Origin of the sequence: Serratia sp. KG1D, from assembly GCF_037150675.1 — a bacterium.
GTDB lineage: Bacteria > Pseudomonadota > Gammaproteobacteria > Enterobacterales > Enterobacteriaceae > Serratia > Serratia nematodiphila.
Map to the genome: position 1 here is coordinate 988720 of NZ_JBAGIH010000001.1, position 24432 is coordinate 1013151.

The 24432-nt window shown below is 57.9% G+C and carries 24 protein-coding genes, 1 tRNA gene and 1 pseudogene; 15 read left to right on the plus strand and 11 right to left on the minus strand.

What is annotated here, in order from left to right; all coding sequences use genetic code 11:
* Positions 1-308: 308 nt before the first annotated feature.
* From WFM45_RS04765 to WFM45_RS04775, 3 genes are all read left to right on the plus strand, one after another.
* Positions 309-1025 carry a LuxR family transcriptional regulator gene (locus WFM45_RS04765; RefSeq protein WP_004927994.1) on the plus strand — a complete coding sequence of 239 codons (717 nt, stop codon included), beginning with the start codon at positions 309-311 and terminating at the stop codon, positions 1023-1025.
* A 180-nt stretch (positions 1026-1205) separates the two neighbouring features.
* On the plus strand, positions 1206-1634 hold the full coding sequence (locus tag WFM45_RS04770; RefSeq protein ID WP_004927993.1) for a universal stress protein: 429 nt from the start codon (positions 1206-1208) through the stop codon (positions 1632-1634).
* A 177-nt stretch (positions 1635-1811) separates the two neighbouring features.
* Positions 1812-2492 carry a hypothetical protein gene (locus WFM45_RS04775; RefSeq protein ID WP_004927990.1) on the plus strand — a complete coding sequence of 227 codons (681 nt, stop codon included), beginning with the start codon at positions 1812-1814 and terminating at the stop codon, positions 2490-2492.
* Positions 2493-2537: 45 nt separating this feature from the next.
* On the opposite strand, the gene WFM45_RS04780 is transcribed toward WFM45_RS04775, so the two are convergent.
* Genes WFM45_RS04780 through WFM45_RS04795 form a run of 4 tightly spaced genes read right to left on the minus strand, consistent with a single transcriptional unit; the run spans position 2538 to position 7772 of the window.
* Complete coding sequence (locus tag WFM45_RS04780; RefSeq protein ID WP_336954855.1) at positions 2538-3551, minus strand: Ldh family oxidoreductase; 1014 nt, start codon at positions 3549-3551, stop codon at positions 2538-2540.
* Between the two features lie 19 nt (positions 3552-3570).
* Positions 3571-5136 carry an APC family permease gene (locus WFM45_RS04785; protein WP_033633396.1) on the minus strand — a complete coding sequence of 522 codons (1566 nt, stop codon included), beginning with the start codon at positions 5134-5136 and terminating at the stop codon, positions 3571-3573.
* Between the two features lie 44 nt (positions 5137-5180).
* Positions 5181-6797: an aldehyde dehydrogenase (NADP(+)) gene (locus WFM45_RS04790; RefSeq protein WP_336955689.1), complete on the minus strand. Its 1617-nt coding sequence runs from the start codon at positions 6795-6797 to the stop codon at positions 5181-5183.
* Positions 6798-6851: 54 nt separating this feature from the next.
* Positions 6852-7772: a dihydrodipicolinate synthase family protein gene (locus tag WFM45_RS04795; protein ID WP_336954856.1), complete on the minus strand. Its 921-nt coding sequence runs from the start codon at positions 7770-7772 to the stop codon at positions 6852-6854.
* Between the two features lie 29 nt (positions 7773-7801).
* Between WFM45_RS04795 and WFM45_RS04800 the strand changes: the two genes are divergently transcribed.
* Positions 7802-7948, plus strand: coding sequence for a hypothetical protein (locus tag WFM45_RS04800; protein ID WP_153303148.1), 147 nt, complete (start codon positions 7802-7804; stop codon positions 7946-7948).
* 31 nt (positions 7949-7979) lie between these two features.
* Here the strand turns inward: WFM45_RS04800 and WFM45_RS04805 are convergent, their stop codons facing one another.
* Positions 7980-8834 carry an AraC family transcriptional regulator gene (locus WFM45_RS04805; protein ID WP_031300114.1) on the minus strand — a complete coding sequence of 285 codons (855 nt, stop codon included), beginning with the start codon at positions 8832-8834 and terminating at the stop codon, positions 7980-7982.
* Between the two features lie 389 nt (positions 8835-9223).
* Between WFM45_RS04805 and WFM45_RS04810 the strand changes: the two genes are divergently transcribed.
* The 4 genes from WFM45_RS04810 to WFM45_RS04825 are packed head-to-tail and all read left to right on the plus strand — an operon-like array spanning position 9224 to position 12813.
* Positions 9224-10171: a 4-hydroxyproline epimerase gene (locus WFM45_RS04810; RefSeq protein ID WP_033633393.1), complete on the plus strand. Its 948-nt coding sequence runs from the start codon at positions 9224-9226 to the stop codon at positions 10169-10171.
* Complete coding sequence (locus WFM45_RS04815; protein ID WP_048322837.1) at positions 10171-11295, plus strand: NAD(P)/FAD-dependent oxidoreductase; 1125 nt, start codon at positions 10171-10173, stop codon at positions 11293-11295. The genes WFM45_RS04810 and WFM45_RS04815 overlap by 1 nt, the downstream gene beginning before the upstream one ends.
* On the plus strand, positions 11292-11552 hold the full coding sequence (locus tag WFM45_RS04820; RefSeq protein ID WP_072062300.1) for a (2Fe-2S)-binding protein: 261 nt from the start codon (positions 11292-11294) through the stop codon (positions 11550-11552). The genes WFM45_RS04815 and WFM45_RS04820 overlap by 4 nt, the downstream gene beginning before the upstream one ends.
* Entirely contained in the window at positions 11545-12813 is a 1269-nt protein-coding gene (locus WFM45_RS04825) for an FAD-dependent oxidoreductase (RefSeq protein ID WP_156865459.1), read from the plus strand. The genes WFM45_RS04820 and WFM45_RS04825 overlap by 8 nt, the downstream gene beginning before the upstream one ends.
* 40 nt (positions 12814-12853) lie before the next feature.
* Here WFM45_RS04825 and WFM45_RS04830 read toward each other — a convergent pair whose 3' ends face one another.
* The gene (locus WFM45_RS04830; RefSeq protein WP_004927961.1) at positions 12854-13213 is read right to left on the minus strand and encodes a hypothetical protein; all 360 of its coding nucleotides are present in this window, start codon (positions 13211-13213) and stop codon (positions 12854-12856) included.
* 544 nt (positions 13214-13757) lie between these two features.
* Between WFM45_RS04830 and WFM45_RS04835 the strand changes: the two genes are divergently transcribed.
* Together WFM45_RS04835 and WFM45_RS04840 are read left to right on the plus strand one after the other, a co-directional pair.
* A complete protein-coding gene (locus WFM45_RS04835) occupies positions 13758-14072 on the plus strand; it encodes a hypothetical protein (RefSeq protein WP_033633390.1) in 315 nt (104 codons plus the stop codon).
* Between the two features lie 171 nt (positions 14073-14243).
* Positions 14244-14675 carry a hypothetical protein gene (locus WFM45_RS04840; RefSeq protein WP_028128013.1) on the plus strand — a complete coding sequence of 144 codons (432 nt, stop codon included), beginning with the start codon at positions 14244-14246 and terminating at the stop codon, positions 14673-14675.
* Between the two features lie 17 nt (positions 14676-14692).
* On the opposite strand, the gene WFM45_RS04845 is transcribed toward WFM45_RS04840, so the two are convergent.
* Positions 14693-15034: a GlpM family protein gene (locus WFM45_RS04845; RefSeq protein WP_004927953.1), complete on the minus strand. Its 342-nt coding sequence runs from the start codon at positions 15032-15034 to the stop codon at positions 14693-14695.
* A 123-nt stretch (positions 15035-15157) separates the two neighbouring features.
* Positions 15158-15382, minus strand: a complete 225-nt coding sequence (locus WFM45_RS04850; protein WP_004927950.1) for a DUF2594 family protein — start codon at positions 15380-15382, stop codon at positions 15158-15160.
* 704 nt (positions 15383-16086) lie between these two features.
* On the opposite strand from WFM45_RS04850, the gene uvrY reads away from it, so the two are divergent.
* From uvrY to WFM45_RS04870, 4 genes are all read left to right on the plus strand, one after another.
* Entirely contained in the window at positions 16087-16743 is a 657-nt protein-coding gene (gene uvrY, locus WFM45_RS04855; protein ID WP_004927947.1) for a UvrY/SirA/GacA family response regulator transcription factor, read from the plus strand.
* Positions 16736-18568, plus strand: a complete 1833-nt coding sequence (uvrC, locus tag WFM45_RS04860) for an excinuclease ABC subunit UvrC (protein ID WP_015377403.1) — start codon at positions 16736-16738, stop codon at positions 18566-18568. Before uvrY ends, uvrC begins: the two co-directional genes overlap by 8 nt.
* A 58-nt stretch (positions 18569-18626) precedes the next feature.
* Positions 18627-19175 (plus strand): CDP-diacylglycerol--glycerol-3-phosphate 3-phosphatidyltransferase, encoded by a 549-nt coding sequence (pgsA, locus tag WFM45_RS04865; RefSeq protein WP_004927937.1) that lies wholly within the window; start codon positions 18627-18629, stop codon positions 19173-19175.
* 144 nt (positions 19176-19319) lie between these two features.
* A tRNA-Gly gene (locus WFM45_RS04870) sits at positions 19320-19395 on the plus strand.
* Between the two features lie 147 nt (positions 19396-19542).
* Here the strand turns inward: WFM45_RS04870 and WFM45_RS04875 are convergent.
* The 3 genes and pseudogenes from WFM45_RS04875 to WFM45_RS04885 all read right to left on the minus strand — a co-directional run.
* Positions 19543-19700, minus strand: a pseudogene (locus tag WFM45_RS04875) (MFS transporter); the annotation flags it as partial.
* 78 nt (positions 19701-19778) lie between these two features.
* Entirely contained in the window at positions 19779-21884 is a 2106-nt protein-coding gene (locus tag WFM45_RS04880) for a DUF4132 domain-containing protein (RefSeq protein WP_336954857.1), read from the minus strand.
* A gap of 62 nt (positions 21885-21946) precedes the next feature.
* Entirely contained in the window at positions 21947-23110 is a 1164-nt protein-coding gene (locus tag WFM45_RS04885) for an isochorismatase family protein (RefSeq protein ID WP_336954858.1), read from the minus strand.
* A 104-nt stretch (positions 23111-23214) separates the two neighbouring features.
* On the opposite strand from WFM45_RS04885, the gene WFM45_RS04890 reads away from it, so the two are divergent.
* Positions 23215-24108 (plus strand): LysR family transcriptional regulator, encoded by an 894-nt coding sequence (locus WFM45_RS04890; RefSeq protein WP_336954859.1) that lies wholly within the window; start codon positions 23215-23217, stop codon positions 24106-24108.
* Positions 24109-24432 lie beyond the last annotated feature (324 nt).

The following is a 24432-nucleotide window of genomic DNA, read 5'->3' on the forward strand; positions in this document are numbered from 1 at the left end:
CGAAATTCGCAAATGCTTATTATCTCTTTGGATTTACGGCGGCACTGGGTGCCTGTCTGGAAAGTAATTGGTGGTGTCCTGGCTGTCTAACGGTAGAAATGACAGGTTTACGTGTCGAGGAGAGTATGCTATTCGCGTAGTTTTCCTGTTCGGCGTAATAAAAAGGCTTATTTTAAGGGGAATAGCTGTTTTCGTTATAGCGTTGGTATTTTTTATTATATGAAACGGCTACTGGCGCCGGGCGGCGATATTCTATAGTGAATCTGACCTATCGATAAATCGGCATCGCTATCTGGAGAACCTGCGTTATGGATACCCGCACTCAACGGCTCATGGCGGAGGTGATTGGCAGCCTGGCCGATCGCGAATGCTTTCTGACGCAGCTGGGGCCCTGCGCCGAGGCATTGGGGTTTGATTATTTCTCCTACATCGTGTTTTCCTGTTATCCGGCCAGCAGCCCCAAGATGCTGATCGAAGGGAATATTTCAACGAACTATCTCGAGGATTATCGGCGGCAGCGGGTATATTTGCAGGATCCGGTTATTGAGCGTGCTCACCATTCCACGCTGCAGTTTCAGTGGGACGAAAGCTTTTATCATGAGCGGCCGACGCTTTGGCGGCGTATGGCGCAATTCGGCTTGTGCGCCGGTTGGTCGCAGTCGGTCAAGGATTGCTATGGCAGGTTGGGGATCCTGACGTTTGCCGGTAAAGCGCTACCTGAGCAAACGCCGCAAGCGCGTGCCGCAAATGAAACTTTTTTCCTTTGGCTGGCGCAAACCGCCCATAAAACGCTGCGGGAGGCCTTGATATCGGTGAATGATGACGCGATAAAAGATGTGCTGACGCTGCGCGAAAAAGACATTTTACGCTGGAGCAGCGAAGGAAAAACGGCGGAAGAGATCGCGTTGTTGATGGGGGTGAGCGAGCGCACGATCAATTTCCACATCGGCAACTCGATTAAAAAGCTTTCTGTCGCCAATAAGACCGCCGCTACCGCCAAAGCGGTTTATTTACAGCTAATTTAATCTCGAGTAATAAATAATTAATCGCCTATCCGTTATCGGTGCAATGTTTATATTTTGTTAAATTAAAAACTATCCTTGTCAGTATTTACCCCTCGATCACAAAAGCGTGATAAAGCGATTCACCGCGCCCGTGCGCGGCAGTATTCTGTTGGCACCCGGTTTACATAGAAAGGATGTGATATGTACAAGACTATTTTAGTGCCGATCGATATTGAAGAGGATCTGTTGACCGAGCATGCGCTGAAGCATGTGGAATATTTGGCGAAGATGTCCGGCGCTAAAGTGCATTTCTTCCATGCGCTGCCGGATGCCTCGGCTTTTGTTACTGCCTATTCGTTCGGCCTCAAGGAGTTTGAGAATCAGGCGGAGGTGAAGGCGGTGGATAGACTGAAGAAAATCATGTCGGAAATCGATCTGCCGTTGGACCGCCTCAATTACACCGTCAGCTTCGGTTCTGCACGCGATCAGGTGTTGGAACTGGCGGAAGAGATCGACGCCGATCTGATCATCATCGGTTCGCGTCGCCCGAGCGTGAAAACCTATCTGCTGGGGTCCAATGCCGCCGCTATCGTTCGCCATGCCAATATTTCGGTGATGGTGGTCAGATAATTCATCTTAAACTCACCGTTTTCGGGCACGTTCTGCGGTTACCGACCGGCTGCAGAGCGTGCTTTGCGTTTTATTGCCATCCCAGTCTGAACTGCTACGATTTTAGCTGACGTTTTTATGCCAACCGGGCCACCGGCCTTGCGCATATTTTTCATTTCAGCCAGAAGAGGGGCAGCTATGCCATTAGAAGTCGATGGGATTATCAGAGGCGATCGGGGCAGTGAACCGAGCCGTTGGCAACATGCGTCAACCAAACCGCTTATCACGCTGACCTGGCATCACACCATTCCCTGGAACTGTTTGCGTAATGTCTGGAATGGTTTGGTGGCGGGGCAGCATTGGAACGCGCTGGACGAGTTTATGAACCTGATCGGTGTGCCAAACCGCGCCGCGGTGCTCAAACAGATCCAGAATAAAAACCTGCAGGATCGCGATGGATTACACACTCTGGTGACCTGGCAAGGATGGAATATCGTCGAGGGGCCAGGTAATGAGTATCGCGCGCAGGGGGACGATCCCGGTGAAAACTTCGACGGTTGGTCGGGTAAGGGGATGAGCACTAATCAGCAAGCGACGCTGCAGCAGGTCAACGTGTTGTATCAGGTGATGGCGCCGCTGGGAAGCCGTGCGCTGGACGCCGCCAGACAGGCGCCGCCCATTACTGCGGAAGAAGCAGACGTCTTGCAACGGACGATTAAACAGACCCGCCCAACGTTGCGAGGAAAGGAACCGATCCGGTGGCAAGAAGACATGTGGCATCAGGTGCAGCCGGGTAAAGAGGCGAAACACTTTGCACGCTGGGACACCAAACCGGTGTGGCGCAAGCGCCTGCACAGCGACATGGCTCAGGCTGGATAAGCCTCTCCCCGCGCCGGGTTGCTGGCGCGGGGCATAAATCCAGCGTTAATCGCACAGCGCCACTATTTCGTCGTACAACGCCTTGGGGATTTCCACGCCGTATTGCTCGCTCTGGTGCCGTTGCCGATAACGGCGTTCGCCGGGGATGCGGGCGCCTTGCGCCTGCATATCGGCAAACATCGCCTCCGCTCCGGCGAAATATTTCGCCTTATCCGCACCGAGAAAACGCTCGGGATCCAACGCGATGACCAGCTCACCACCGTAAGGCGACGAACCGGTGCCATCGTCATAGGCCAGCGATTCCTTGCTGGTCATATCGCCGATCAGCGGCCCTGCCAGCAATTCAACCATTGCCGCCAGCGCCGAGCCCTTATGCCCGCCGAAGGTCAGCATCGCGCCTTCCAACACGCTGGCGGCATCGGTGGACGGATTGCCTGCCTTATCAATGCCCCAGCCTTCAGGCAGCGGGGTGCCGGCGCGGCGGTGTAATTCGATTTCGCCGCGCGCCGCCGCGCTGGTGGCCATGTCGAACAAAAACGGCGGCCGATCCGGACGCGGCCAGCCGAAGGCGACGGGGTTGGTGCCGAAGAGCGGTCGCGAACCGCCGGCCGGCGTCACCCAGGCGTGGCTGGGCGTGCAGGCCAAGGCCACCAACCCCTGCTCGGTCAGCGGTTCGATATCGGCCCACAGCGCGGAGAAATGCACGCAGCGGTTGATCGCCAGCGCGGCGACACCGTTGGCGCGCACTTTCTCGATAAAGGCCGGCAGAGCGGTGCGGTAGGCCAGCAGGGAAAACGCGCCGCCGGCGTCGGCACGCAAGATGGCCGGCGCCTGGTCGAGCAACCTGGGCATCGCATCGGCAGAGACCTTGCCTGCCCGCAGCGATCGTACGCAGCCCAACAGCCGGTACAGCCCGTGAGAAGCGCAGCCGTCGCGTTCGCCCTGGGTGACATTTTGCGCCACCGCCTCGGCATGCGCCTGATTGAAACCGTTGCTGCGCAGCGTACGCAACGCCAGTTGATAAGCCTGTTCCAGCGACAGCACATGCATGGATGTCATTTCGATGTCCTCCCTGGGTTCATTCTTCTTCATCGCCGATAAAATTGGCCTGGGGTAAACAGGTATAGGCGCCCCAGTAGTAAATCGCCAGCGCAATCACCGCCATGGTGAGGGTGTCCCATGGATGAGCAATAGCGCCGATGCCGCCGAAGCTGCTGAGGTAGGAAAGCCCGATCACCAGCGCATAGAAGACGATCAGCCACAGCGAGGACCAAATTTGCTGTCGGAGACTAACGGCGTGGGTCGGCACCTGATTCTTGAACAGGATGTAGATGAAGAACATCAGGATCTGCAAGCCGAGCAGCCAGGAGACGGTGTCCCAGCCGGACCAGAAGACGATCAGCGCCGAAATGATAAACGACAGCGGGCCGAGCACGCAGAAACCGCGGACCCGGAACGGACGCGGCATATCGGGCGCATTGCGCCGCAGCCCGGCGGCGGTGACCGGGGCGATAGCGTAGCTCAGCACCAGTGCGGCGGACACCACGCCGATCAGTTTTTCCCAGGATGGGAACGGCAGCGTCCAGAATACCGAGAGAGCGAAGGTCAGCCACAGCGCCGGGCGAGGAATACCTGACTCGGCGTCCACTCGGGTGAACAGTTTGAAGAAGGTGCCGGCGCGCGCCCAACCGTAGATCACGCGGGGCGTGGCGTTCATATAGATATTGCCGGTGCCGCTCGGCGAAACGATCGCGTCGCTGACCACCAGAAACGCCAGCCATCCCATGCCCAGCGTGATGGCGATGTCGCGGAACGGCAGGGAGAACTGTTGGCTGATGCCGGCCCAGCCACCGCTCAGCATCTCGCTGGGGATACTGCCGAGAAACGCTATCTGCAGCAGCACATAGATGATGGTGGACAGCACCACCGACAGGATCAGCGCGATGGGAATGGTGCGCTGCGGCCGTTGCACCTCGCTGGCGACCGAAATGATCGGCGTCAGGCCGAGGTAGGCGAAGATGATGCCGCCGGCGGAAATGGCGGCCTCAACGCCGGCGGAACCGAAGGGAGCAAAGCCCTGGCTGTGCAGGTTTTCCGGTTTGAAAAAGCTGAACAACACCACGATCACCAACAGCGGCACCAGAAACTTCAGCACGCTGATCAGGTTATTGGATTTGGCGAAGGTTTTGACGCTGTAATAGTTGAGCGCGAAGAAAAAGCACAGCAGCGCCAGCTGCACCAGCCAGCCGATCGCGGTTGGATCGCCGGAACCCGGCTGACTGAGGAACGGGAACCAGGCGGCGGCGTACTGCCGGGCGGCGACGACTTCGATGGCGATCAGGCTGGAGAAGGCGATCAGCGTGATAAACCCCAGCAGATAACCCATCAGTTCGCCGTGCGAGAATACCGGATAGCGAATGATGCCGCCGGCGCGCGGCAGGGCGGCGCCCAGCTCGCAGTAGACGATGCCGAGCAGCAGCACCGCCAGGCCGCCGATCAGCCAGGAATAGATGCCGGCCGGGCCGGCGATGGAGGAGACATGGCTGGCGGCGAACAGCCAACCGGAGCCGAAGATGGCGCCCAGACCGATGAACGTCAGGTCGGTGAGCGTAAGCTGCTTCTTGAATTTGCCTTGGGTTGTCATGGTATTACCCTTTTGTTATTGAGTGGCAGGCAGATGCGGCCGGGCTAATTTGGGGCAGGTGAAACCAGGGGGGCTCGGGTGTAAACGCCGTTCACCAGCCGCAGCAGGTTGAGCGGGTTGGCGTCCTGCAGCGCCGGCGGCAACAGCGCCGCAGGGGTGTTTTGCAAACAAACCGGCCGCAGGAAACGCTCGATGGCCAGCGTGCCTACCGAGGTGCCGCGTGCATCGCTGGTGGCCGGGTAAGGGCCGCCGTGCACCATGGCGTCGCACACTTCCACCCCGGTCGGATACCCGTTGAACAGCACCCGACCGGCTTTGCGCGCCAACAGTGTCGTCAGCCCGACGGCCACATCGAGATCGTCGTCGTCCGCCAGCAGCGTGGCGGTCAACTGACCTTGCAATGCCGCCAGTGTCGCATGCAGCTGCGCTTCGTTATCCACCGCCACCAGGATGCTGACCGGGCCGAAGACCTCTTGTTGCAGCAGCGGGTCAGCCTGCAGCAACAGCGCCTCTTCCGCCTGATAAAGCTGCGCCGCCGCCCGAAGCGTGGGCGTTTCGCTTCGGCCTGCGAGACGCCGCATACCTGGATGGGCATCGAGGGCCGCCAGCCCGTGACGGTAGTGCTCCAGCGTGCCGGCATTCAGCATCGGCTGCGGCTCGGCGGCGTTGACCAGGGCGCTCATCGTTTCGGTTAACCGATCGAAGGCGGCGCCGCGCAGCGCGACGATCACGCCGGGCTTGGTGCAGAACTGACCGCAGCCGAGTGTGAAGGAAGAGACCAGTTCCTGCGCAATGCGCTGCCCGCGCCGCGCCAACGCCTTGGGCAGGATCACTACCGGATTGATGCTCGACATTTCTGCGAAGACCGGTATAGGTTGAGGGCGTTGCATCGCCAGATCGAAGAGCGCCCGGCCGCCTTGCAGCGAGCCGGTGAATCCCACTGCCTGAATCGCCGGATGTTGTACCAAATCGGCCCCCACGCGGTTGCCGAAGATCATGTTGAAGACGCCGGCGGGCATCCTTGTGCGTTCCCGAGCGCGCTCGATCGCCTGAGCGGTCAGCTCGGCGGTGATCATATGGCCGCTGTGCGCCTTGAACACGACCGGGCAGCCGGCGGCGAGCGCGGCGGCGGTATCACCGCCCGCGGTGGAAAACGCCAGCGGGAAGTTGCTGGCGCCGAAGACCGCCACCGGGCCGAGCGCCGTGCGGTATTGACGCAGATCGGGGCGCGGCAGGGGGGAACGCAGCGGCAGCGCGCAGTCGATGCGCACGCCCTCGACGTCGCCGCGCCGCAGCAGCGTGGCGAACAGCCGCATCTGGCCGCTGGTTCTGGCGCGTTCGCCGCTCAACCGCGCAGACGGCAAGGCCGATTCCTGCATGGCGAAGGTGAAGAAAACATCATCCAATGCGTCTAACTCTTCGGCGATGGCGTCGAGAAAGTTCGCGCGTTGTTCTGCACTGAGCTGTGAATAGGGCGCAAAGGCTGCTGCGGCGGCTTCTGCGGCGGCGGCGGTTTCTGCCGCCGTGGCCTGGTGGAAGCGGTAGCCGGTTGGCTGACCGTCGTCGGCGCGCAGGCTACACAGCGACGCTTCCCCTTCGGCGCGGCGTTGGCCGCCGATAAATTGTTGGCCGCTGATGGCGGCGTAGCGATCGTTGGGCATCGGTTCCCCCGGTGGATAAAGCATGACGCCCGGCATGGCCGGGCGATGAAGGCGTCACAGGCCGACGTTCGGCAGCGCAGGGCGGGTGGCCAGCGCTTTATCGATCACGGCGTTGATCTCGGTGAGCGTTTCTCCCTGCAGCGCCAGGCGCGGAGGGCGAGTGACAGCGCTGCCGCGGCCGACCCGCTGTTCGCAGAGTTTGATGCACTGCACCAGATCGGGGCGGGCATCGAGGTGCAGCAGTGGCATAAACCAGCTGTATAGCGCCAACGCTTCCTCATAGCGTCTTTCCTTCGCCAGCCGGAACAGGGTTTCCCCTTCGCGCGGGAAGGCATTGGACATGCCGGAGATCCAGCCTTGCGCGCCGACGGCGATGCTTTCCAGCACCACATCGTCCAACCCGGCGAACAGCACGAAGCGATCGCCGACTTCATTGCGCAGGTCGATAAAGCGGCGGGTATCGCCCGACGAGTCTTTGAAGCACACGATGTTCTCGCAGTCGACCAGCGAGGTCAGAATGTCGGGCGTGACGTCATTTTTGTAAATGGGAGGGTTGTTGTAGACCATTATCGGCAGATCGGTCGCGCCAGCGACGCTGCGGAAGTGCGCGGCGGTTTCGTGCGGTTTGGCGGAGTAGACCAGCGCCGGCATCACCATAATCCCGTCGACGCCGGCCTTTTGCGCTTCACGCGCCATGTTCTGCGCGAAGGCGGTGGTGAACTCGGCGATGCCGGCGATCACCGGCACTTTACCGCCGGCGGCGTCTTTCGCCACCTCGATCACCGCCAGCTTCTCCTGCACTGTCATCGAGGTATTTTCACCGACGGTGCCGCACACCACCAGGCCGGAGACGCCGTCGCGCACCAGGTTTTTGATCACCGTATGGGTGGCGTCGAGATCCAGAGAGAAATCGTTGCGAAATTGGGTCGTCACCGCCGGGAATACGCCGCTCCAGCTTAGAGTTTTATGGCTCATCGTGTTTGTCCTGTCGTCCGAAAGTGTTAATGAAAAGTGAATCTTTGGTAAGGCTCACCGACAGATTGACCGGTATTGCGCAGGGAGGCTTGACGCTTTTCGCCGATTGCCGCGACGAAATTGGCACAATCGCGGCGGAAAACGGGCGTGAAAAATCGGGCGTCGGTACGCCGTGAGAAGAGAGGGTTAACGGGGTAAATCAGCGCGTTAAGCGGAAAGCGTCAGGCGAAAATCGCGCGGCGTGGAGCCGGTCATCGCTTTGAACTGACGGCTGAAGGCGCTGTGATCGGTATAGCCGCACTGCAGCGCGATGTCCGTGATCGGCAGATCGCCGGCCAGGAGTTCCGTGGCCTTTTCCAGCCGCACTTTGTGGATCATCTGGCGCGGGGTGAGGTGGAAGATACGTTTGCAGTAGCGTTCGATCTGCGCCACCGATAACCCGGTCAGCGCCGTCAGCTCTTCAAGCGCGATCGGTCTGGCGTAGTGGCGGCGGATATGCACGTCGATCGCCGCCAGCCGCTGGTAGGCCGGGTGATTGGCTCTGGCCTCCTGCAGATCGTGAGAAATACCCGCCATACCGATGATTTTTCCCTGCGCGTCATACAGCGCCAGCTTTTGCGTCAGGCACCAGCCGGTTTCTCGGCCGTTGTACAGGTGCATTTCCAGCTGATCCTGGATCAGCACGCCGTGGCGCAATACCCGCAGATCCTGCTCGGTATAGCCGGATCCGAGCTGAGCGGGAAAAACGTCGGCGGAGGTTTTGCCCAGCAGCGGCGTGACGGTTTTGAAACCGCAGCGCCTGGCCAGCGTCAGGTTGGCCAGCAGGTAGCGAGCCTGGGCGTCTTTGATAAAGAACACCACGTTGGGGATCGCGTTCAGCAACGGCGCGATCAGCGCCAGCGTATTCAGCAGATCGCGCAGGTTGTTCGGGCGCTGCTGCGCCAGTCCGTCGCACAGGCGCGACAGATGTTCGACGGCAAAAACGTCCTCCTGCTCCGGCAGCCCCACAAGCGAAGGCGGCGAGAGAGAAACCGGAGGCGGATAGTCTGAAGTGGATCGCATAACAGTCCCTTTTCGGTCGTTAGCCGGAAAAACAGGCGAGCCAGGTTGGCGCTTTCGCATCAATATTAACTTTTTTGTAACGAAGCAAGCGCTATTTCCGGCGGGCTGCCAAATATGCGGATTGCCGCATACTTTTGCCGGACGGTGTTTGGCGGTTGCTTGAAAACTGCGGCGTTTCTCGCTACGCAAGGGTTTAGCATGAAAATAACGACATGATAAATAAGTCATTATTATGACAACCGTTAAACTCATACCCGCGACGCGTCAGGCCTGACGTTTGTCACTGTGCTGATTTCTTCATTCGCTGCGCCGAAACGCATCAAGCCGTCATGCTCACATTCGTTCAGGCTAATGCCATTGGTAACATCTCATTAACCCAGGAGACGCCGATGGCACTTTCTGCGCATATCACCGCTTTGCGGGCGATCGATTCTCATACCGGCGGAGAGCCGACCCGCCTGATCGTGGAAGGTTTTCCCGATCTCGGCGAGGGTAGCATGGCGGAACGGCGGGCGCGTTTCGCACAACATTATGATGATTGGCGCTGCGCGGTGATGCTCGAACCGCGTGGCAATGACGTGCTGGTGGGGGCGTTGCTGTGCCGCCCCTGCTCGCCACAGGCCACCGCCGGGGTGATCTTCTTTAACAACAGCGGCTATCTGGGCATGTGCGGACACGGCACTATCGGGCTGATCGCTTCGCTGGCTCATCTGGGGCGCATCCACGCCGGGCGCCACCTGATCGAGACCCCGGTCGGCCCGGTAAGCGCCACGCTGCATGATGACGGCAGCGTCACGGTGGAGAACGTGGCGGCTTATCGCTATCGCCGCCAGGTGCGGCTTGAGGTTGCCGGTCACGGGGCAGTGACGGGTGACATCGCCTGGGGGGGCAACTGGTTCTTCCTGATCGGCGAGTCACCGTTGCCCATCGATAAACACAATCTGGAGGCCTTGACCGCGTTCACCTGGGCGGTGCGGCAAACGCTGGAACAGGCGGGCATCCGCGGTGAAGACGGCGGAGCGATAGACCATATCGAACTGTTCGGTGACGATCCGCAGGCCGACAGCCGCAGCTTCGTGCTGTGCCCCGGCAAAGCCTATGACCGTTCTCCGTGCGGTACCGGCACCAGCGCCAAACTGGCGTGTCTGGCGGCGGACGGCAAACTGCCGCCGGACACGCAGTGGCGGCAGGCCAGCGTGATCGGCAGCGAATTCCAGGCCTATTATCGTTGGAACGGCGATCGCATTGCCCCCTTTATTCGCGGGCAGGCCTACGTGTGCGCCGATAGCCAACTGCTGCTCGACGAACGCGATCCCTTCGTCTGGGGGATACGCTGATGGGCGCCGAGCGGGGAGCCGATGTCATCGTGGTCGGTGCCGGTATCATCGGCGCCGCTTGCGCCTGGCGGCTGGCGCGGGAAGGGTATCGTGTCTCGGTGGTGGACGACCGCCGCGCCGGCGCCACCGCCGCCGGTATGGGGCATCTGGTTTGCATGGACGATAATCCTGCCGAGCTGGCGTTGAGCGCTTATTCGCTGCGGTTGTGGCGCGAAGTGACGGGGCGCATGCCGGAAGCCTGCGCCTGGCGTGGCTGCGGTACGCTGTGGTTGGCGGATCAAGCGGATGAAATGGCCATCGCCGAGCAAAAGCGGGCGCGGCTGGCGGAGCAGGGCGTGGCCGCGGAACTGCTGACGGCAGAGCAGATCGCCGTCATGGAGCCGATGCTGCGGCACGGCCTGGCCGGCGGACTGCGGGTGCCGGGCGATGGCATTCTGTATGCGCCGCTCGCGGCTCGCTGGCTGTTGGCCGACCGTGGTGCGGCAATTGACGTGGTGCATGGTGAAGCGACAGCGTTGGAAGAGGAAGCCGTGCGGCTGGCGGACGGCAGACGTCTGGCCGCGCCGGTGGTGGTCCTGGCCTGCGGCCTTAGGGCCAATAGCCTATTACCGCAGACTTTGCTTCACGCCAAGAAGGGCCAACTGGCGATCACCGATCGCTACCCGCCGCGGGTGCGGCATCAACTGGTGGAGCTGGGGTATGGCGCCAGCGCGCATGCCAGTAACGGCACGTCGGTGGCTTTCAATGTGCAGGCGCGGCCCACCGGACAATGGCTGATCGGCTCTTCCCGCCAGTTCGACGCCGTCGATTCGGCGTTGGACATGCCGCTGTTGGCGGCAATGCTTACGCGTGCGCAGCATTTCTTGCCCGCACTGGCGCAGATGAACATCATTCGCTGCTGGACCGGGTTGCGCGCCGCCTCTGCCGACGGGCTGCCGCTGTTGGGCGTGCATCCGCGGCATTCCTGGCTGTGGCTGGCTTTGGGGCATGAGGGATTGGGCGTCACGACTGCGCTCGGCAGCGCTGCGCTGATTACTGCGCAGATTGGCCGGCAAACGCCGGAGATTGACGATTCCCCGTATTTGGCTGCGCGGGCGTTTGCCGCCGAGGAGTTGCCTGTATGAATGAAAGACAAAATACGATCGCGTTGAGCATCGATGGAGAACACCGGCGGGTGCCGGTTGGTCTCAGCGTTGCTGCGGCGCTCAGCCTGTGCGGCGACGATCGTTGTCGGTTATCTGTTTCACACCAACCGCGGGCTCCCTTTTGTGGCATGGGCCTTTGTCAGGAGTGCCGGGTGACCATTAACGGCCTGCGTCGGCTGGCGTGCCAAACGCTGTGCCAAGCCGGCATGCGCATAGAGAGGAACGATGATGAGTAACTTCAATTGTGAGGTGCTGATCGTCGGTGCCGGGCCGGCCGGCATGGCGGCGGCGCTGGCCGCTGCGGAAAGTGGTGGCCAGGTGCGAATGATTGATGATAATCCGCATCCCGGCGGGCAAATCTGGCGCGACGGGATGCAGGTGGCTTTACCTGAAACGGCGAACCGCTATCGGCAGGCGGTGGCGGCGCGGGAAAATATTGCGCTGCAGTCTGGCTGCAAGCTGGTGGCGCAGTGTGGCGCTAACCGATTGGCATATGAAGACGCCGAGGGCTGCGGCGTGATTCGCTATCAAAAGCTGATTTTATGCAATGGCGCGCGTGAACTGTTGTTGCCGTTTCCCGGCTGGACGCTGCCGGGGGTGACCGGCGCCGGTGGTTTACAGGCGCAAATCAAGCAGGGGTTGGCGATCCGTGGCGAGCGAGTGGTGATCGCCGGCAGTGGTCCGCTGCTGTTGGCGGTGGCCGACAGCGTGAAACAGGCCGGCGGAGAGGTGGTCATGTTGGCGGAGCAGGCGCCGCTGTGGCGGTTGGCGGCTTTCGCCGGCGGCCTGTGGCGCTGGCCGGCCAAGCTGCGTCAGGCTTTCTCTCTGATGCCAAGCCATTATCGTGCCGGTAGCCGGGTGCTGGCGGCCTTGGGGCAAGAGCGCTTGGCGTCGGTGCGTGTCAATAACGGCGGGCGGGAAAGTACGGTGGCCTGCGACAGGCTGGCCTGCGGTTTTGGTCTGGTGGCGAACATTGAGCTGGCGATGCTGTTGGGGTGTCGGATAAAGCATGACGCCGTAGCGGTGAATCATTGGCAGCAAACCAGTCAGGTGCAAATTTTTGCTGCCGGGGAGTGTACCGGCATCGGCGGCAGTGAATTGGCGCTCACTGAAGGCGCCATTGCCGGTTATGCCGCCACCGGGCAGCGGGAAAAGGCAGAGCGCCTGGCGGCGCAGCGGCGGCGGTGGCGTCGTTTCGCCACGGCGGCGGCAAATGCCTTCGCACTCGATGAGCGCTTGAATTCGCTGGCCAATCCGCAAACGTTACTGTGCCGCTGCGAAGACGTTACGTTGGAACAGGTACGCCATCAGCCGGATTGGAACACGGCTAAGATGAGCAGCCGCTGTGGTATGGGGGCATGCCAGGGTAAAGTCTGCGCAACGGCGGCGAGGCAGCTTTTGGGCTGGCCTTTACCGTCGCCGCGTGTGCCTTTAACGCCGGTCAGGACGGAAACGCTGGTTGCGCTGGGGCTGAACCGATGTGATGACGATGGTTGAATGGGTTAGCGGCATCTCGCCCCAGGCAAACGCCGCCACATTACCATTGCGGCCAATAGTAGGTTTTCTCCCGCCAGCCTTTGCCGTACATACAGGCTTCGATGGTGGCGTCTCGGGCGGACTGATTGCGATCGGTCTGCACTGTTTTAATCGACGGCTCCTTGTCGTAGCGGTATCCCGATGGACAGTCTTTCTTATTCTTCTCGCAAGGAATGTATTTGTTTTCGTAGCTGAACTCCACGTCCCGCACCACGTCCGGGGGGAAGCGATCGTATCCGCGGCTGCGGCATTCGGCATATTCGGCATTCCGGGTACTCTCAACCGCGCCAGGCCTTTCCCATTGGGTGCAGGCGGTCAACATCAATAACGGCAAAACAATCAAACAACGGCAATTCTTCATGGTGTCCCTAACTCTTTCTCTATCCTGAGGCTCGCAGCCTAGGAATGTTCCTAACTGACGAGGTAGGAAAGTGTAATAAACTGGCGGAACAATTGGAAATGATAATGGTTATTGTTTAGGTGTGATTGAGGAAGTGCCGCGTTGAGAGAGGATGTGGCGCATTGAGGGCAGTCTGTAAGGATCCGCGACCTCACGGCGAGGGCTGGACGATGTGGCATTGATTTTATTCATTCTCTTTATGCCGCAATGATCTGACCGCAATTGCATCGTTTTAATGAGGGAAATAATATGCAAGCTAAGCATTTTCTTATCGGGTATGAATATTATTTTTATTTAGGATATTTACCCATACCAAGGATTTAATGCTCGGTATTAATACCTTATTTTTTTATTTCTGTTTTTTTATTGGGGTTTTATTTTCAGGTTTTTTCTGGGGAAGACTTTTTAGTTACAGGGAATTCATTTGCATTTTAAATTTGGATTTTTTAAATTCATTTTAGAGGAAGGATAACCGTACGCGACAGAGTCAAAAAAGGAGTTTATTTTGTCTGGGATAAAGAAAACGCCTGAAAGTCATGACGGTTTACCTTCACCATCAGAGGATTATGATACTTTTAAGCACCTCTCCGATGTTGGCGCCGTGTTGGGATATGGGCGAACCCGCTTTTATCAGTGGTGCCGTGGGCGCGGATTTCTAACCCCGATGAACGTTCCGTCCCATGAAATGATCAGCCTGGGATATATGGTGGCGGTGTTATCAGAGACCGGTCATACCCGGGTTTATGTCACGCAGGATGGTTTCAGTTACGTCAGTGGTGCTTTTGCGGCAGATATCCAACGTGGCATGATCAAGTTTTAAATCTGCAAGAATCGCCTTTATTTCAATGGCTTTAATGCAGAATCTTCTTATCCCTGCAGGTTCGTGAGAGGAGTGGGAAGTTATCCGATTTTTTCGTCTCTGCGGTATGAAGGCTACTGGAGACAGCTATTCTCTTGTTACGATAAGCATTATTTTCTTCAGGAGCCAAGGATGAAGCATTACGCCGCGTTGTTATTTGCCTCTGCACTGCTGACGGGGTGTGCGACTCAAGCCGTACCGCCGCAACAGGCTGAGTTGCCCCCCCCAAGCCGTCTGATGCTCTATCAGAATATCCCGGATACGCCTTACGCTACGGTGGTCGTGGTGCGCGACAGCGGAATGCTGGCGGGCAGCTGCCGCACTGGCGTCTATGTGAATGGGGAGTTTGCCGCTTCACTCGAGGCAAAAGAAAAAGCAGAGTTTCGCGTGCCGCCAGGCAATATTTCGGTCAGTATCGGGCAAGATATGATCGAGAACTCTCTATGTATTTGGCGTGAAACCAGCGGCAGCGTGCCGATGACGCTGCGCGCCGGTGAAAGCCGCTATCTGCGCATCGCCGGCGATCGGCAGCGAGGCTTCGTGTTGCAGGCAGGGCGGCCGTAACAGCCCAGGCAAGGGCGTTAACGCCCTTGCCACCATCCCCACAGCGTAATTAATAGCCACGCCGCCGCAATCCAGCACAATACCGCCGCACCCAGCGCTAACGACAGCCGCAGACTGTTAATCAGGAAATACAGCGAAATCAAATATACCAGGTAGGGCAATACCGCCCACATGCCGAAAATCAGCGTCGTTTTCAGTGCCGCAATTGAACGTTCGCTGCCGACAATGTAATGCGCAATCAGGGCGAAAGTGGGAAAGAGCGGGACTAAACCGGCGATATAATAGTTGCGCGTTTTGGCCAACAGGCCGATTAGAACCACGACCAGCGCGCCGATCAGCGCTTTGACAAGGATGCCCATAACGGTCTCGGGTGTGGGGGGGAAAGTCAACACACTGCCCGAAAGCGCGTGCAAGATCAATGGGGTGTGGCGTAGCGTGGTGAAAAGCAGACCCACAAGAAGTGCGGGTCTGGGGCGCAACGCTTACTGACGGTAAGCGTGCTTGATTTGCTGAATGCTGTTCTTGAAGATTTCTGCCTGAGTCGGATCTTCAATCTGCGCGATGAAACGTTCCATGTTGATGATGACTTTCCCGGCGTCGGCCTGGCCGATCGACTTCAAGATCAGCGTCAGCGTAGCTTTGAGGCAGGCAACCTCGGTCGCCAAGATTTCCGGGTTTGCAGACGTAGTGAAATCAACGTTGCTCATTTTCTCTCCTGATTTTTTGAGGCCGTAGCCTGATACAAGCTGCTTTGGCGCACCGCGCGCGGGCTAAAAAGTAGCCCCGGGCGCGGCGGCGAATTTAACTGGGCGCGGAGTATAGCATAGCATGAGTCTGTCATCTGCACCGGGCTTGCTCAGGTCTCGCGGGTGGGCAACGTTCGCTCGTTGCCTGTCTGAATCATCTACTCTCGGCAAGTTATTTCGAGGTGGTTAACAAGTATTTTTCCGGTACGTTATTGTTGAACAATCGGGGTTATTATAATTACTGGGGGCGGAGGCGCCGATTTTACCGGCGTTTGCCGGGAATAATAGTTTCGACCGAGGGTTGCCGGACCCACGTTGGCCGCGGATTTTGTTACGCCTTTAAATATCAAATGATTACAAACAGCCAACAGCCGTGTTAATATTATTCATGTCGTGATTGCTTACACAGATTTCTCCCTCGCGGCATGATTGTCGCGCTATCCTGTGTCAGACGCAGCGCGACGAAATTATTTTCGTCGCCCGATCTTTTCCGACGTGACGATTTATCGGCGGCATAGACGGCTAAAATTGAAAAATCAGCTCTGCTCCGCAAAGTTATTCGGAAGTATGTATTAATCTGTGTTCATTCTTGTCTGAAAAACAAGTAATATCTCTGGCGAAAACAGAGGCCGATTGCGTTACTCCCTTTTTTTGGAGATTTTTCCTTGATTAGCGTTCTTCTTGTTGATGACCACGAACTGGTGCGCGCAGGGATACGACGCATTCTTGAAGATATCAAAGGTATAAAAGTTGTCGGTGAGGCTCAGTGCGGTGAAGACGCCGTAAAATGGTGCCGCGGCAACGCTGTCGATATCGTGCTGATGGACATGAATATGCCGGGCATTGGTGGGCTGGAAGCCACGCGCAAGATTGTGCGTTATGCACCCGACGTCAAAGTCATCATGTTGACCATCCATACTGAAAACCCTTTGCCCGCGAAGGTGATGCAGGCGGGTGCCGCCGGTTACCTGAGCAAGGGCGCCGCGCCGCAGGAAGTGATTAACGCCTTGCGTTCCGTGCATGCCGGGCAGCGCTATATCGCGTCTGATATCGCACAGCAGATGGCCCTGAGTCAGTTGGAACCGCAGGCTGAAACGCCGTTCAGCTGCTTGTCTGAACGCGAGTTACAGATCATGTTGATGATCACCAAAGGCAAAAAAGTGAATGAGATCTCGGAACAACTGAGTCTCAGCCCGAAAACGGTGAACAGCTACCGTTACCGCATGTTCAGCAAACTGAATATCAGCGGCGACGTCGAATTGACTCACCTGGCCATCCGACATGGATTGTTCAATGCGGAGACGTTGTTAAGCAGTGAATGACCGTTTTGATGCCAAAGCCTTCCTGAGTACCGTCACCAGCCAGCCCGGCGTCTACCGTATGTATGACGCCACGGGTACGGTGATCTACGTCGGTAAAGCCAAAGACCTGAAAAAGCGTCTCGCCAGCTATTTTCGGCAGCAGGTCAGCAGCCGTAAAACCGAGACGCTGGTTAAAAATATCGCGCAAATAGACGTAACGGTTACCCACACCGAGACAGAAGCGCTGCTGTTGGAACATAACTACATTAAATTGTACCAACCGCGATATAATGTTCTTTTGCGAGACGATAAATCTTACCCGCTGATTTTTCTCAGTGCGGATACCCATCCCCGTTTGGCTGTGCATCGCGGCGCCAAACACGCCAAAGGCGAATATTTCGGGCCTTTCCCCAACTCTTACGCCGTGCGCGAGACGCTGGCGCTGCTGCAGAAGCTGTTCCCAATCCGCCAGTGCGAAAACAGCGTGTATCGCAACCGTTCGCGTCCGTGCCTGCAGTATCAGATCGGCCGCTGTCTGGGGCCTTGTGTTGCCGGGCTGGTGAGCGAAGAAGAGTACCGGCAGCAGGTGGACTACGTGCGGCTGTTTCTTTCTGGCAAAGATCAGCAGGTATTGCACCAGCTGATTGAGCGTATGGAAGAAGCCAGCAAACTGCTTAATTTCGAAGAAGCGGCGCGCATTCGCGATCAAATTCAGGCTGTGCGCCGCGTTACCGAACGGCAGTTCGTGTCGGGCGACAGCGACGATCTGGACGTGATCGGCGTGGCGTTCGATGCCGGTATGGCGTGCCTGCACGTGCTGTTCATCCGTCAGGGCAAGGTGCTGGGCAGCCGCAGCTATTTCCCTAAAGTGCCGGGCGGCACGGATATGGGTGAGGTGGTGCAGACCTTTGTCGGCCAGTTCTATCTGCAAGGCAGCCAGGCGCGTACGCTGCCCGGCGAGATCCTGCTGGATTTCAGCCTGCCGGAAAAAGACCTGCTTGCGGAATCGCTCTCCGAGTTGGCGGGGCGCAAGATCCAAATTCAAAGCAAACCGCGCGGCGATCGCGCCCGTTATCTGAAACTGGCGCGCACCAACGCGGCAACGGCGTTGACCACCAGGCTGTCGCAACAGTCGACGATCCATCAGCGGCTGGCGGAATTGGCCAAAGTGCTGAACCTGACGGAAATCAACCGTATGGAGTGCTTCGATATCAGCCATACCATGGGTGAGCAGACCGTGGCTTCGTGCGTGGTGTTCGACGGAAACGGCCCCGTGCGAGCGGAGTATCGGCGTTACAATATCAGCGGCATTACTCCTGGCGATGACTACGCGGCGATGACGCAGGTGCTGAAGCGCCGTTACGGCAAGGCGCTGGAAGAGAAAAAGATCCCGGATGTCATCTTCATCGACGGCGGTAAAGGGCAGCTCGGCATGGCGATCGACGTATTCAAATCGCTGAATGTTACCTGGGACAAGAATAAGCCGCTGTTGATCGGCATCGCCAAAGGCGCCGACCGCAAGGCAGGGTTAGAAACGTTGTTCTTCGTGCCGGAAGGTGAAGGGATTTCTCTGCCGCCGGATTCGCCGGCGCTGCATGTGATCCAACACATCCGCGACGATTCGCACAATCATGCCATTACCGGTCACCGGCAGAGAAGGGCGAAAGTCAGGAATACCAGCGCATTGGAGCTGATTGAAGGCGTAGGGCCGAAACGGCGCCAGGTGCTGTTGAAGTATATGGGCGGACTGCAACCTTTGTTGAACGCCAGCGTGGAGGAAATTGCAAAAGTGCCGGGTATTTCACAAGCATTGGCAGAAAAGATCTACAATGCATTGAAACACTGAGGGCAATGTAGCAACATACTCTTAATTTCCACTCTAGCCAGATAGTTACCGTAGCATTATGCAATTGAATATACCGACTTGGCTTACCCTGTTTCGCGTAGTTCTGATCCCATTCTTTGTGCTGGCGTTTTATCTGCCGTTCAACTGGGCTCCGATGGTTTGCGCCGTTATCTTTGTGTTTGCCGCCGTCACCGACTGGTTTGACGGCTTCCTGGCACGTCGCTGGAAACAAACGACGCGCTTCGGGGCGTTTTTGGATCCGGTCGCGGACAAAGTGATGGTGGCGGTGGCGCTGGTGCTGGTGGCGGAGCACTACCACAGCTGGTGGATCACGCTGCCGGCGGCCACCATGATCGCCCGTGAAATCATCATTTCGTCGCTGCGCGAGTGGATGGCGGAAATTGGCAAACGCAGCAGCGTGGCGGTGTCCTGGATCGGCAAAGTGAAAACCATGGCGCAGATGATGTCGCTGGTGGGCTTGCTGTGGCGGCCGGATCGTTCCGTAGAGTATGTGGCGATTGGCTTGTTGTATATCGCGGCGGTGCTGACTTTCTGGTCGATGTTCCAATATTTGAACGCGGCACGCAACGATTTGCTGGAACCGTGATCGATACGCTGCAAAAAGCGGCAAACGATCGTGGTGTGCCAACAATTTTATTGACTCATCACGTCAGGTAAGTAGAATGCATCGCATCAGACGACAACGATGAATTGCCGAAAGATAGCAAAGAAATCAGTCAGTTCTGGTAATGCGGGAATAGCTCAGTTGGTAGAGCGCAACCTTGCCAAGGTTGAGGTCGCGAGTTCGAGCCTCGTTTCCCGCTCCAAACATTAGCCTGTTGAATCTTCATGATTCGGCAGGTAAGAAAAAGGGGCTTTGGCCCCTTTTTCGTTTTGTCCTCCGGTAGCCGTCGTGCCCCCTTTTTCAATACGATTTCAATCATTTGATTGACTCTGCAACATTTTGCCGATTGTCATTCCAACTGCTTGCCTTTGATTTCAGGTAACAACAGGGTTATCAGTAGCACTGCGCCGCAGGAACATGCCTATAGCGGCGCCCAGGGCCGCTGCTTTGGCCCAGATAGCCGACCAATCCTGGAAATAAAGCACCGCTCCCGTGCCTGAAACTGTAGGGGAGTCTTTACCTGATGGTGCGTGCGTTCCGCTGATGGGGGCGCTCGGTCAGAAATGCCTGAAGGCAAGGTGAATATCAGCTGGCGCTGCCTGTCGCGGCCAATAAAATCTCTGCGCGGTCGACGATGGTACTCAGGATGGATTCATCGTATGGTAGCCAAAAGATCGGCGACTTGCCGCCCGATTTTGGGGTTGACGGTAATTCCGCCGGTGCGCCGGCGCGGGTGACTCGGCCCGTCGCCAGATGCAACGCATAGTCGGCGATGCGCAGATGATTTGTCTCTACGGTGAGCCTGCCTGCGGCGATGGGCTGGTGGAAAATGTGGCGTAGCGTTTCACGGCGCAGGTTAGCGATGTTAGAGGTTTCCGTCAGATAACTCAGGTGACGCGCCCGCTGTTGCGGCGAAGCGCCGGAGGCCAAGGCATCGCCCTCCGCTAACGCCGTGCGGCTGATTAGCAGATCTGCGGCGCGGCACATCTCCGAATACGTGATTGCCGGCAGAGCCTCGGGGGCGATACGCTCCCACTGCCCGTTGATTTGCCGATTGACCGTCAATGCACCTGACGCTCCCCAGCCATCGGCTCCAGGATAGAGTTTGGCATTCACGGCGAACAGCGCCTGATACTCACCGAAGCGGCGCGCAAGGCCCACGCCGCCGGCGTCGATATGCCATCCTTGCTGCCGGGCAAGGCCCAACAGTGGGCGAAGTGCCAGTAAATACCCGGAAAAATCGGCGGAGCGGAAGTAATACTCGCGGTAGGCCTGACGGAACGGCTGGGCGATGCGACGTGAGATAATGAATGTGCGCCACGCCTGCCGTTCACCTTCATCCGCCATCAACGGATGCCACAGCAGAATCTCGGCGTCATTCGGCAAGTCCAGGGGCTGCCCGTGAGCGTCCAGAGCGCCGTCCAGCGGCACAAATACGCGGTCGGGCTGGCCCGGGCAGCGAGCCAGCCAAATCAGAGAATGCGCTAACGGCGCGCCGGCCGGAGAGTTGTGCAACTGTGAATGCCAGTCATGATAGGTGAACTCACTGCCTAGCCACATACTGGCCTCGAGGCAAGATGCGAGCATGGCGGTTTGCCTTTTCCCGGCGGGCAGTTGGCCGCTTAATTTCAGCGCCATATCGGGGCGTTCGGCCAGGTTGCGTTCTGCGGGTTTTACATTGCGCCCCAGTTTCTTTTTAATCCCGGCATGACGAACCGACTCTAGCGTATAGCGCAGTGCCTTGACACCTTCCGGCGTGGGTGCCGCCTGAATTGAATGTCCCAGGGCGATGGCCAGTGCCTGAGAGGGCGCGGTCTTGGCCATGGTGGGCGCAACGGCAACCTGCGGCAATAGCTGTTCGATCAACGGACCGAACCAGCGCTCATCTCGCCACGCCGTAATGCGAGCCGCCCGGGCAATAATATGCGCGTCATCGACTGAGAAGGCGCAGTCGGCCTTATAGGGTAGCTCGGCCCGCCGGATGGCTTCGAGGTGCCTGAGCGCCTGTTCCAACGCGGTCCGGGCAAAATCCATATAGGCAGGCTCGTCGCTCAGAATCTGCATGTCGTTCCTGTCGTCGTAGAGCGACTGAGGTTGATAGTAGGCGGTTTGCGACTGGCAGAGCGTCAGGGCGCCGGCGAGGCTGAGGCGAGAGAGCACGGCGAACTCACTTAACACATACGGGTCCTGGGCGTGCTGCGTCATCACGGCCTGCTGCAGGCGCGAGCGAATCTCATCATCGGTATATCTGGTTAATACGTGGGCTTCGTAACGCCGTAACGCCCAGAAGGCCGGCTCCTTTTGTTGCGGGGCGCCCGTAGTCAGGATCCGGCGCAGCTCTGTGGCCAGTGTCGGCGATGGCGATGCCGTCAAGCCGGCAATGCAAAGTACCGCGTCTTCCCAACAAACAAGGTTGCGCAAAACGTCAATGGCGGTAGCGTTATCAAAGGCGGGAACCTTGCCTAACGTTTTGGTGTGTTGCCTGATATGGTACGCCAGCGTCCTGAACTCCGGATGCTCGACATCGTTCGCCAGACGGTGAATGTCCGCCCACAGTTTTCCAAGTTCTTGCGGGGGGAAAGGGCTGATGTCCGGCGGCTCACCCAACCGCGCTTTTAACTGAGCTAATAAGGTTGCGTGCGGCATGATGAAATCCTTTTTATCGTAGAGGCGATCGCAGGCTAACTGCACCGCCACATTTAATAAAGCGGCGGTGCGATAAAATGCCCTTCAACTTACCACAACGATTGGGATCAGACTGCGGTTTGAGATGCGGCGGGTACAGCAACCGCATCGATTTCGACCAGCACATCTTGTCGGAACAGAGTTTCTACGCCGATCAAGGCGCTGGCGGGTTCATGCCCTTTGAGCCAACGATCGCGGATCTTGCGAATTGTGGCCAACTGTTCGGGACGATAATTGCGCACGTACAGCGTCATTCTGACAATATTTTCGGGTGAACTGCCCGCATGCTGCAGCGTGTCGTTCAAATTCTTGAATGCCAATTCCAATTGCTTCTCCAGCCCTAAAGGAACTTTGTTGTCAGCGGTTACTGGGACATGGCCACTGAGAAACAGCAGACCACTCTGTGTTTGCGCAGCGCCGGAGACGCCGGGGATTTTCTGGCCTGGGGCCGTCAGCAGACGCAGCGATTGTGCGGGCTCCGGGGAGTTGGTGGATCTCGCTTTCAGCGCTGTCTGATCGCCGAAAGACAGAGTTTCGATAAACGCTTGTGTCATCATGGCCCAGCCAAAATGATGCACTACGTCGTTCAGAACGTGTTGCTGTTGCTGTGCGGTGAAAGCGGCCGTCGCGTCGCTGAGGATCACTGGCTCATAGCCCAGATCGTGTGCGGCGCGTAATGTGGACTCGATGCAGACGTGGGTGGCGTAACCGGCCAGGTACAGCCGGGTTATGCCTTGCCCGCGCAGATAGTTGTCCAAATCGGAGGCGGCGAATGCGCTGGCACCCGCACGCCCGCTGATGACAAACTCATTTGATCGCGGAGCGAATGGTGGATAGAACTGCCAGCCTTTATCCTGTTTTTGCCAGGTGCCGGCTTTGGGGATGGCGCCGCGTAGCCCAAATGGTTTGCGCCCGAGTTCACGGTAGTCTGGCGACAGTTGCAGCGTAGCGTGAATGACTGGCATCCCCGCCTGGCGAGCAGCCTCCAGGGCGCGTTTGCCCGCTTCCTGGGAACGGGCGAGCGATCGCTTGTCCTGGATCAAACCATGCAACTTACCTTGCGGATCCAGCCACTCATTGACGAACTCGATCATGACCAGCGCCGCACGCTCTTCTTTCGGCTGTTGTTGCGGTATTAAGTTAGTCGCAGCTGCTGCGGCTTGGCTTGCCGTTACAGCCATAGTAGAAAGCAAACATAGTCGCGAAAACAGACCGTTGGTAAATTTCAACATGTTGTATCCCTCATCAGTTAGTGGAGGAATAACTATATGGATGATGAACAGGAATGATAATGCCTTTATAATCAAAGTTACTGTGAATTAAGGGAATAATAAGAATGGATCCATTCAGTGATATCAGCACCTTTGTCAGAGCCGCCGAAGCCGGTAACTTCACGCGCGCTGCACGTGTGCTGCGTATTACGCCTTCTGCGGTGAGCAAGTCGGTGGCGCGTCTGGAAGCAGAACTTGGCGTGAAATTATTCCACCGCTCACCGCGGCAGATCACATTGACCGGCGATGGCGAAGTTTTCTTCGACGTTTGCCGGCACGGCATGACGGCCATTGAGGACGCACGCAGTCTGCTGGGTGGTAGCGCCCAACCGTGGCGCGGAAAACTGCGGATTTGTGTACCAGTGAGTTTTGGTCAATGCGTGGTTGCGCCGGCACTCAGCGAGTGGCTGGTTGCCCATCCGGGACTAGATATCGAGCTGACATTGACCGACCGACATGTTGACATGACGGCCGAACGTTTCGATCTGGCTGTTATGTTGGGCGAAGTGCCGGATTCTCGTCTGGTTGCGCGCGCTTTGCCGCCACATCGTTTCCTGACCGTTGCGGCGCCGGTTTATCTGCAGCAGCATGGTGCACCCAGTTTCCCCGGCGATCTTGGCGAACATGCTTGCCTACGCTATATCATGGCCAATAGCGGCCAGTTTCGTACCTGGACATTCTCCCGATCCGGGGAAGCATATCGCCACTTTCCTATCGGACCACTGGCCAGCGATCACGTCGCCGTGCTGCTGGCATTGGCTGAAGGTGGGCAGGGCATTCTTCAGGCGCCGCATTACGTTGTGGCACCGGCGTTAGCTGCAGGCAGGCTTGTCACCGTTCTGAACGAGTTTGACAGCGTTGGCGCGCCGTTGTCTGTTGTGTATGAAAAGGCGCGTCATGCTTCTGCCCGAAACAGACTGGCTGTTGATTTCTTACTCGAACTCGGTAGCCGGCTTTAGCCGGCTTGATGTATCGGCCGAACGATGCGGCAATCGCTGTCAGGGGCGAGGGATTGCGGTCAGGGAAAGCAGAAGGTGTGACGGGGCAGATAATCTGTCTCACCGTTGCCGGCGACTCTATGCGTGTGCATCGAAGATTACGCGATGTCCCCATGATGATGCTTTGCCCGGTACCCCATGATCATAAGCAAATGAAAAGCCGGGGAGGGCACGGGTAAGCGATTCCTGTCGAGAAAAAAGATCCGATTTGCCCGTGAATCCCTGAGCCAATGCATATAAAATCAACATTCCGCTTGCCTTTCCGTTGGCATTGTGAACAGTGCG

Excerpts from the sequence above, each read along its gene's own strand:
- WFM45_RS04795 (WP_336954856.1), bottom strand. The coding sequence starts at position 7,772 with ATGAGCCATAAAACTCTAAGCTGGAGCGGCGTATTCCCGGCGGTGACG.
- WFM45_RS04820 (WP_072062300.1), top strand. The coding sequence starts at position 11,292 with ATGAATGAAAGACAAAATACGATCGCGTTGAGCATCGATGGAGAACAC.
- WFM45_RS04815 (WP_048322837.1), top strand. The coding sequence starts at position 10,171 with ATGGGCGCCGAGCGGGGAGCCGATGTCATCGTGGTCGGTGCCGGTATC.
- WFM45_RS04775 (WP_004927990.1), top strand. The coding sequence starts at position 1,812 with ATGCCATTAGAAGTCGATGGGATTATCAGAGGCGATCGGGGCAGTGAA.
- WFM45_RS04825 (WP_156865459.1), top strand. The coding sequence starts at position 11,545 with ATGAGTAACTTCAATTGTGAGGTGCTGATCGTCGGTGCCGGGCCGGCC.
- WFM45_RS04770 (WP_004927993.1), top strand. The coding sequence starts at position 1,206 with ATGTACAAGACTATTTTAGTGCCGATCGATATTGAAGAGGATCTGTTG.
- WFM45_RS04765 (WP_004927994.1), top strand. The coding sequence starts at position 309 with ATGGATACCCGCACTCAACGGCTCATGGCGGAGGTGATTGGCAGCCTG.
- WFM45_RS04800 (WP_153303148.1), top strand. The coding sequence starts at position 7,802 with ATGAAAAGTGAATCTTTGGTAAGGCTCACCGACAGATTGACCGGTATT.
- WFM45_RS04790 (WP_336955689.1), bottom strand. The coding sequence starts at position 6,797 with ATGCCCAACGATCGCTACGCCGCCATCAGCGGCCAACAATTTATCGGC.
- WFM45_RS04830 (WP_004927961.1), bottom strand. The coding sequence starts at position 13,213 with ATGAAGAATTGCCGTTGTTTGATTGTTTTGCCGTTATTGATGTTGACC.
- pgsA (WP_004927937.1), top strand. The coding sequence starts at position 18,627 with ATGCAATTGAATATACCGACTTGGCTTACCCTGTTTCGCGTAGTTCTG.
- WFM45_RS04885 (WP_336954858.1), bottom strand. The coding sequence starts at position 23,110 with ATGTTGAAATTTACCAACGGTCTGTTTTCGCGACTATGTTTGCTTTCT.
- WFM45_RS04805 (WP_031300114.1), bottom strand. The coding sequence starts at position 8,834 with ATGCGATCCACTTCAGACTATCCGCCTCCGGTTTCTCTCTCGCCGCCT.
- WFM45_RS04845 (WP_004927953.1), bottom strand. The coding sequence starts at position 15,034 with ATGGGCATCCTTGTCAAAGCGCTGATCGGCGCGCTGGTCGTGGTTCTA.
- WFM45_RS04850 (WP_004927950.1), bottom strand. The coding sequence starts at position 15,382 with ATGAGCAACGTTGATTTCACTACGTCTGCAAACCCGGAAATCTTGGCG.
- WFM45_RS04890 (WP_336954859.1), top strand. The coding sequence starts at position 23,215 with ATGGATCCATTCAGTGATATCAGCACCTTTGTCAGAGCCGCCGAAGCC.
- WFM45_RS04810 (WP_033633393.1), top strand. The coding sequence starts at position 9,224 with ATGGCACTTTCTGCGCATATCACCGCTTTGCGGGCGATCGATTCTCAT.
- WFM45_RS04780 (WP_336954855.1), bottom strand. The coding sequence starts at position 3,551 with ATGACATCCATGCATGTGCTGTCGCTGGAACAGGCTTATCAACTGGCG.
- WFM45_RS04840 (WP_028128013.1), top strand. The coding sequence starts at position 14,244 with ATGAAGCATTACGCCGCGTTGTTATTTGCCTCTGCACTGCTGACGGGG.
- WFM45_RS04785 (WP_033633396.1), bottom strand. The coding sequence starts at position 5,136 with ATGACAACCCAAGGCAAATTCAAGAAGCAGCTTACGCTCACCGACCTG.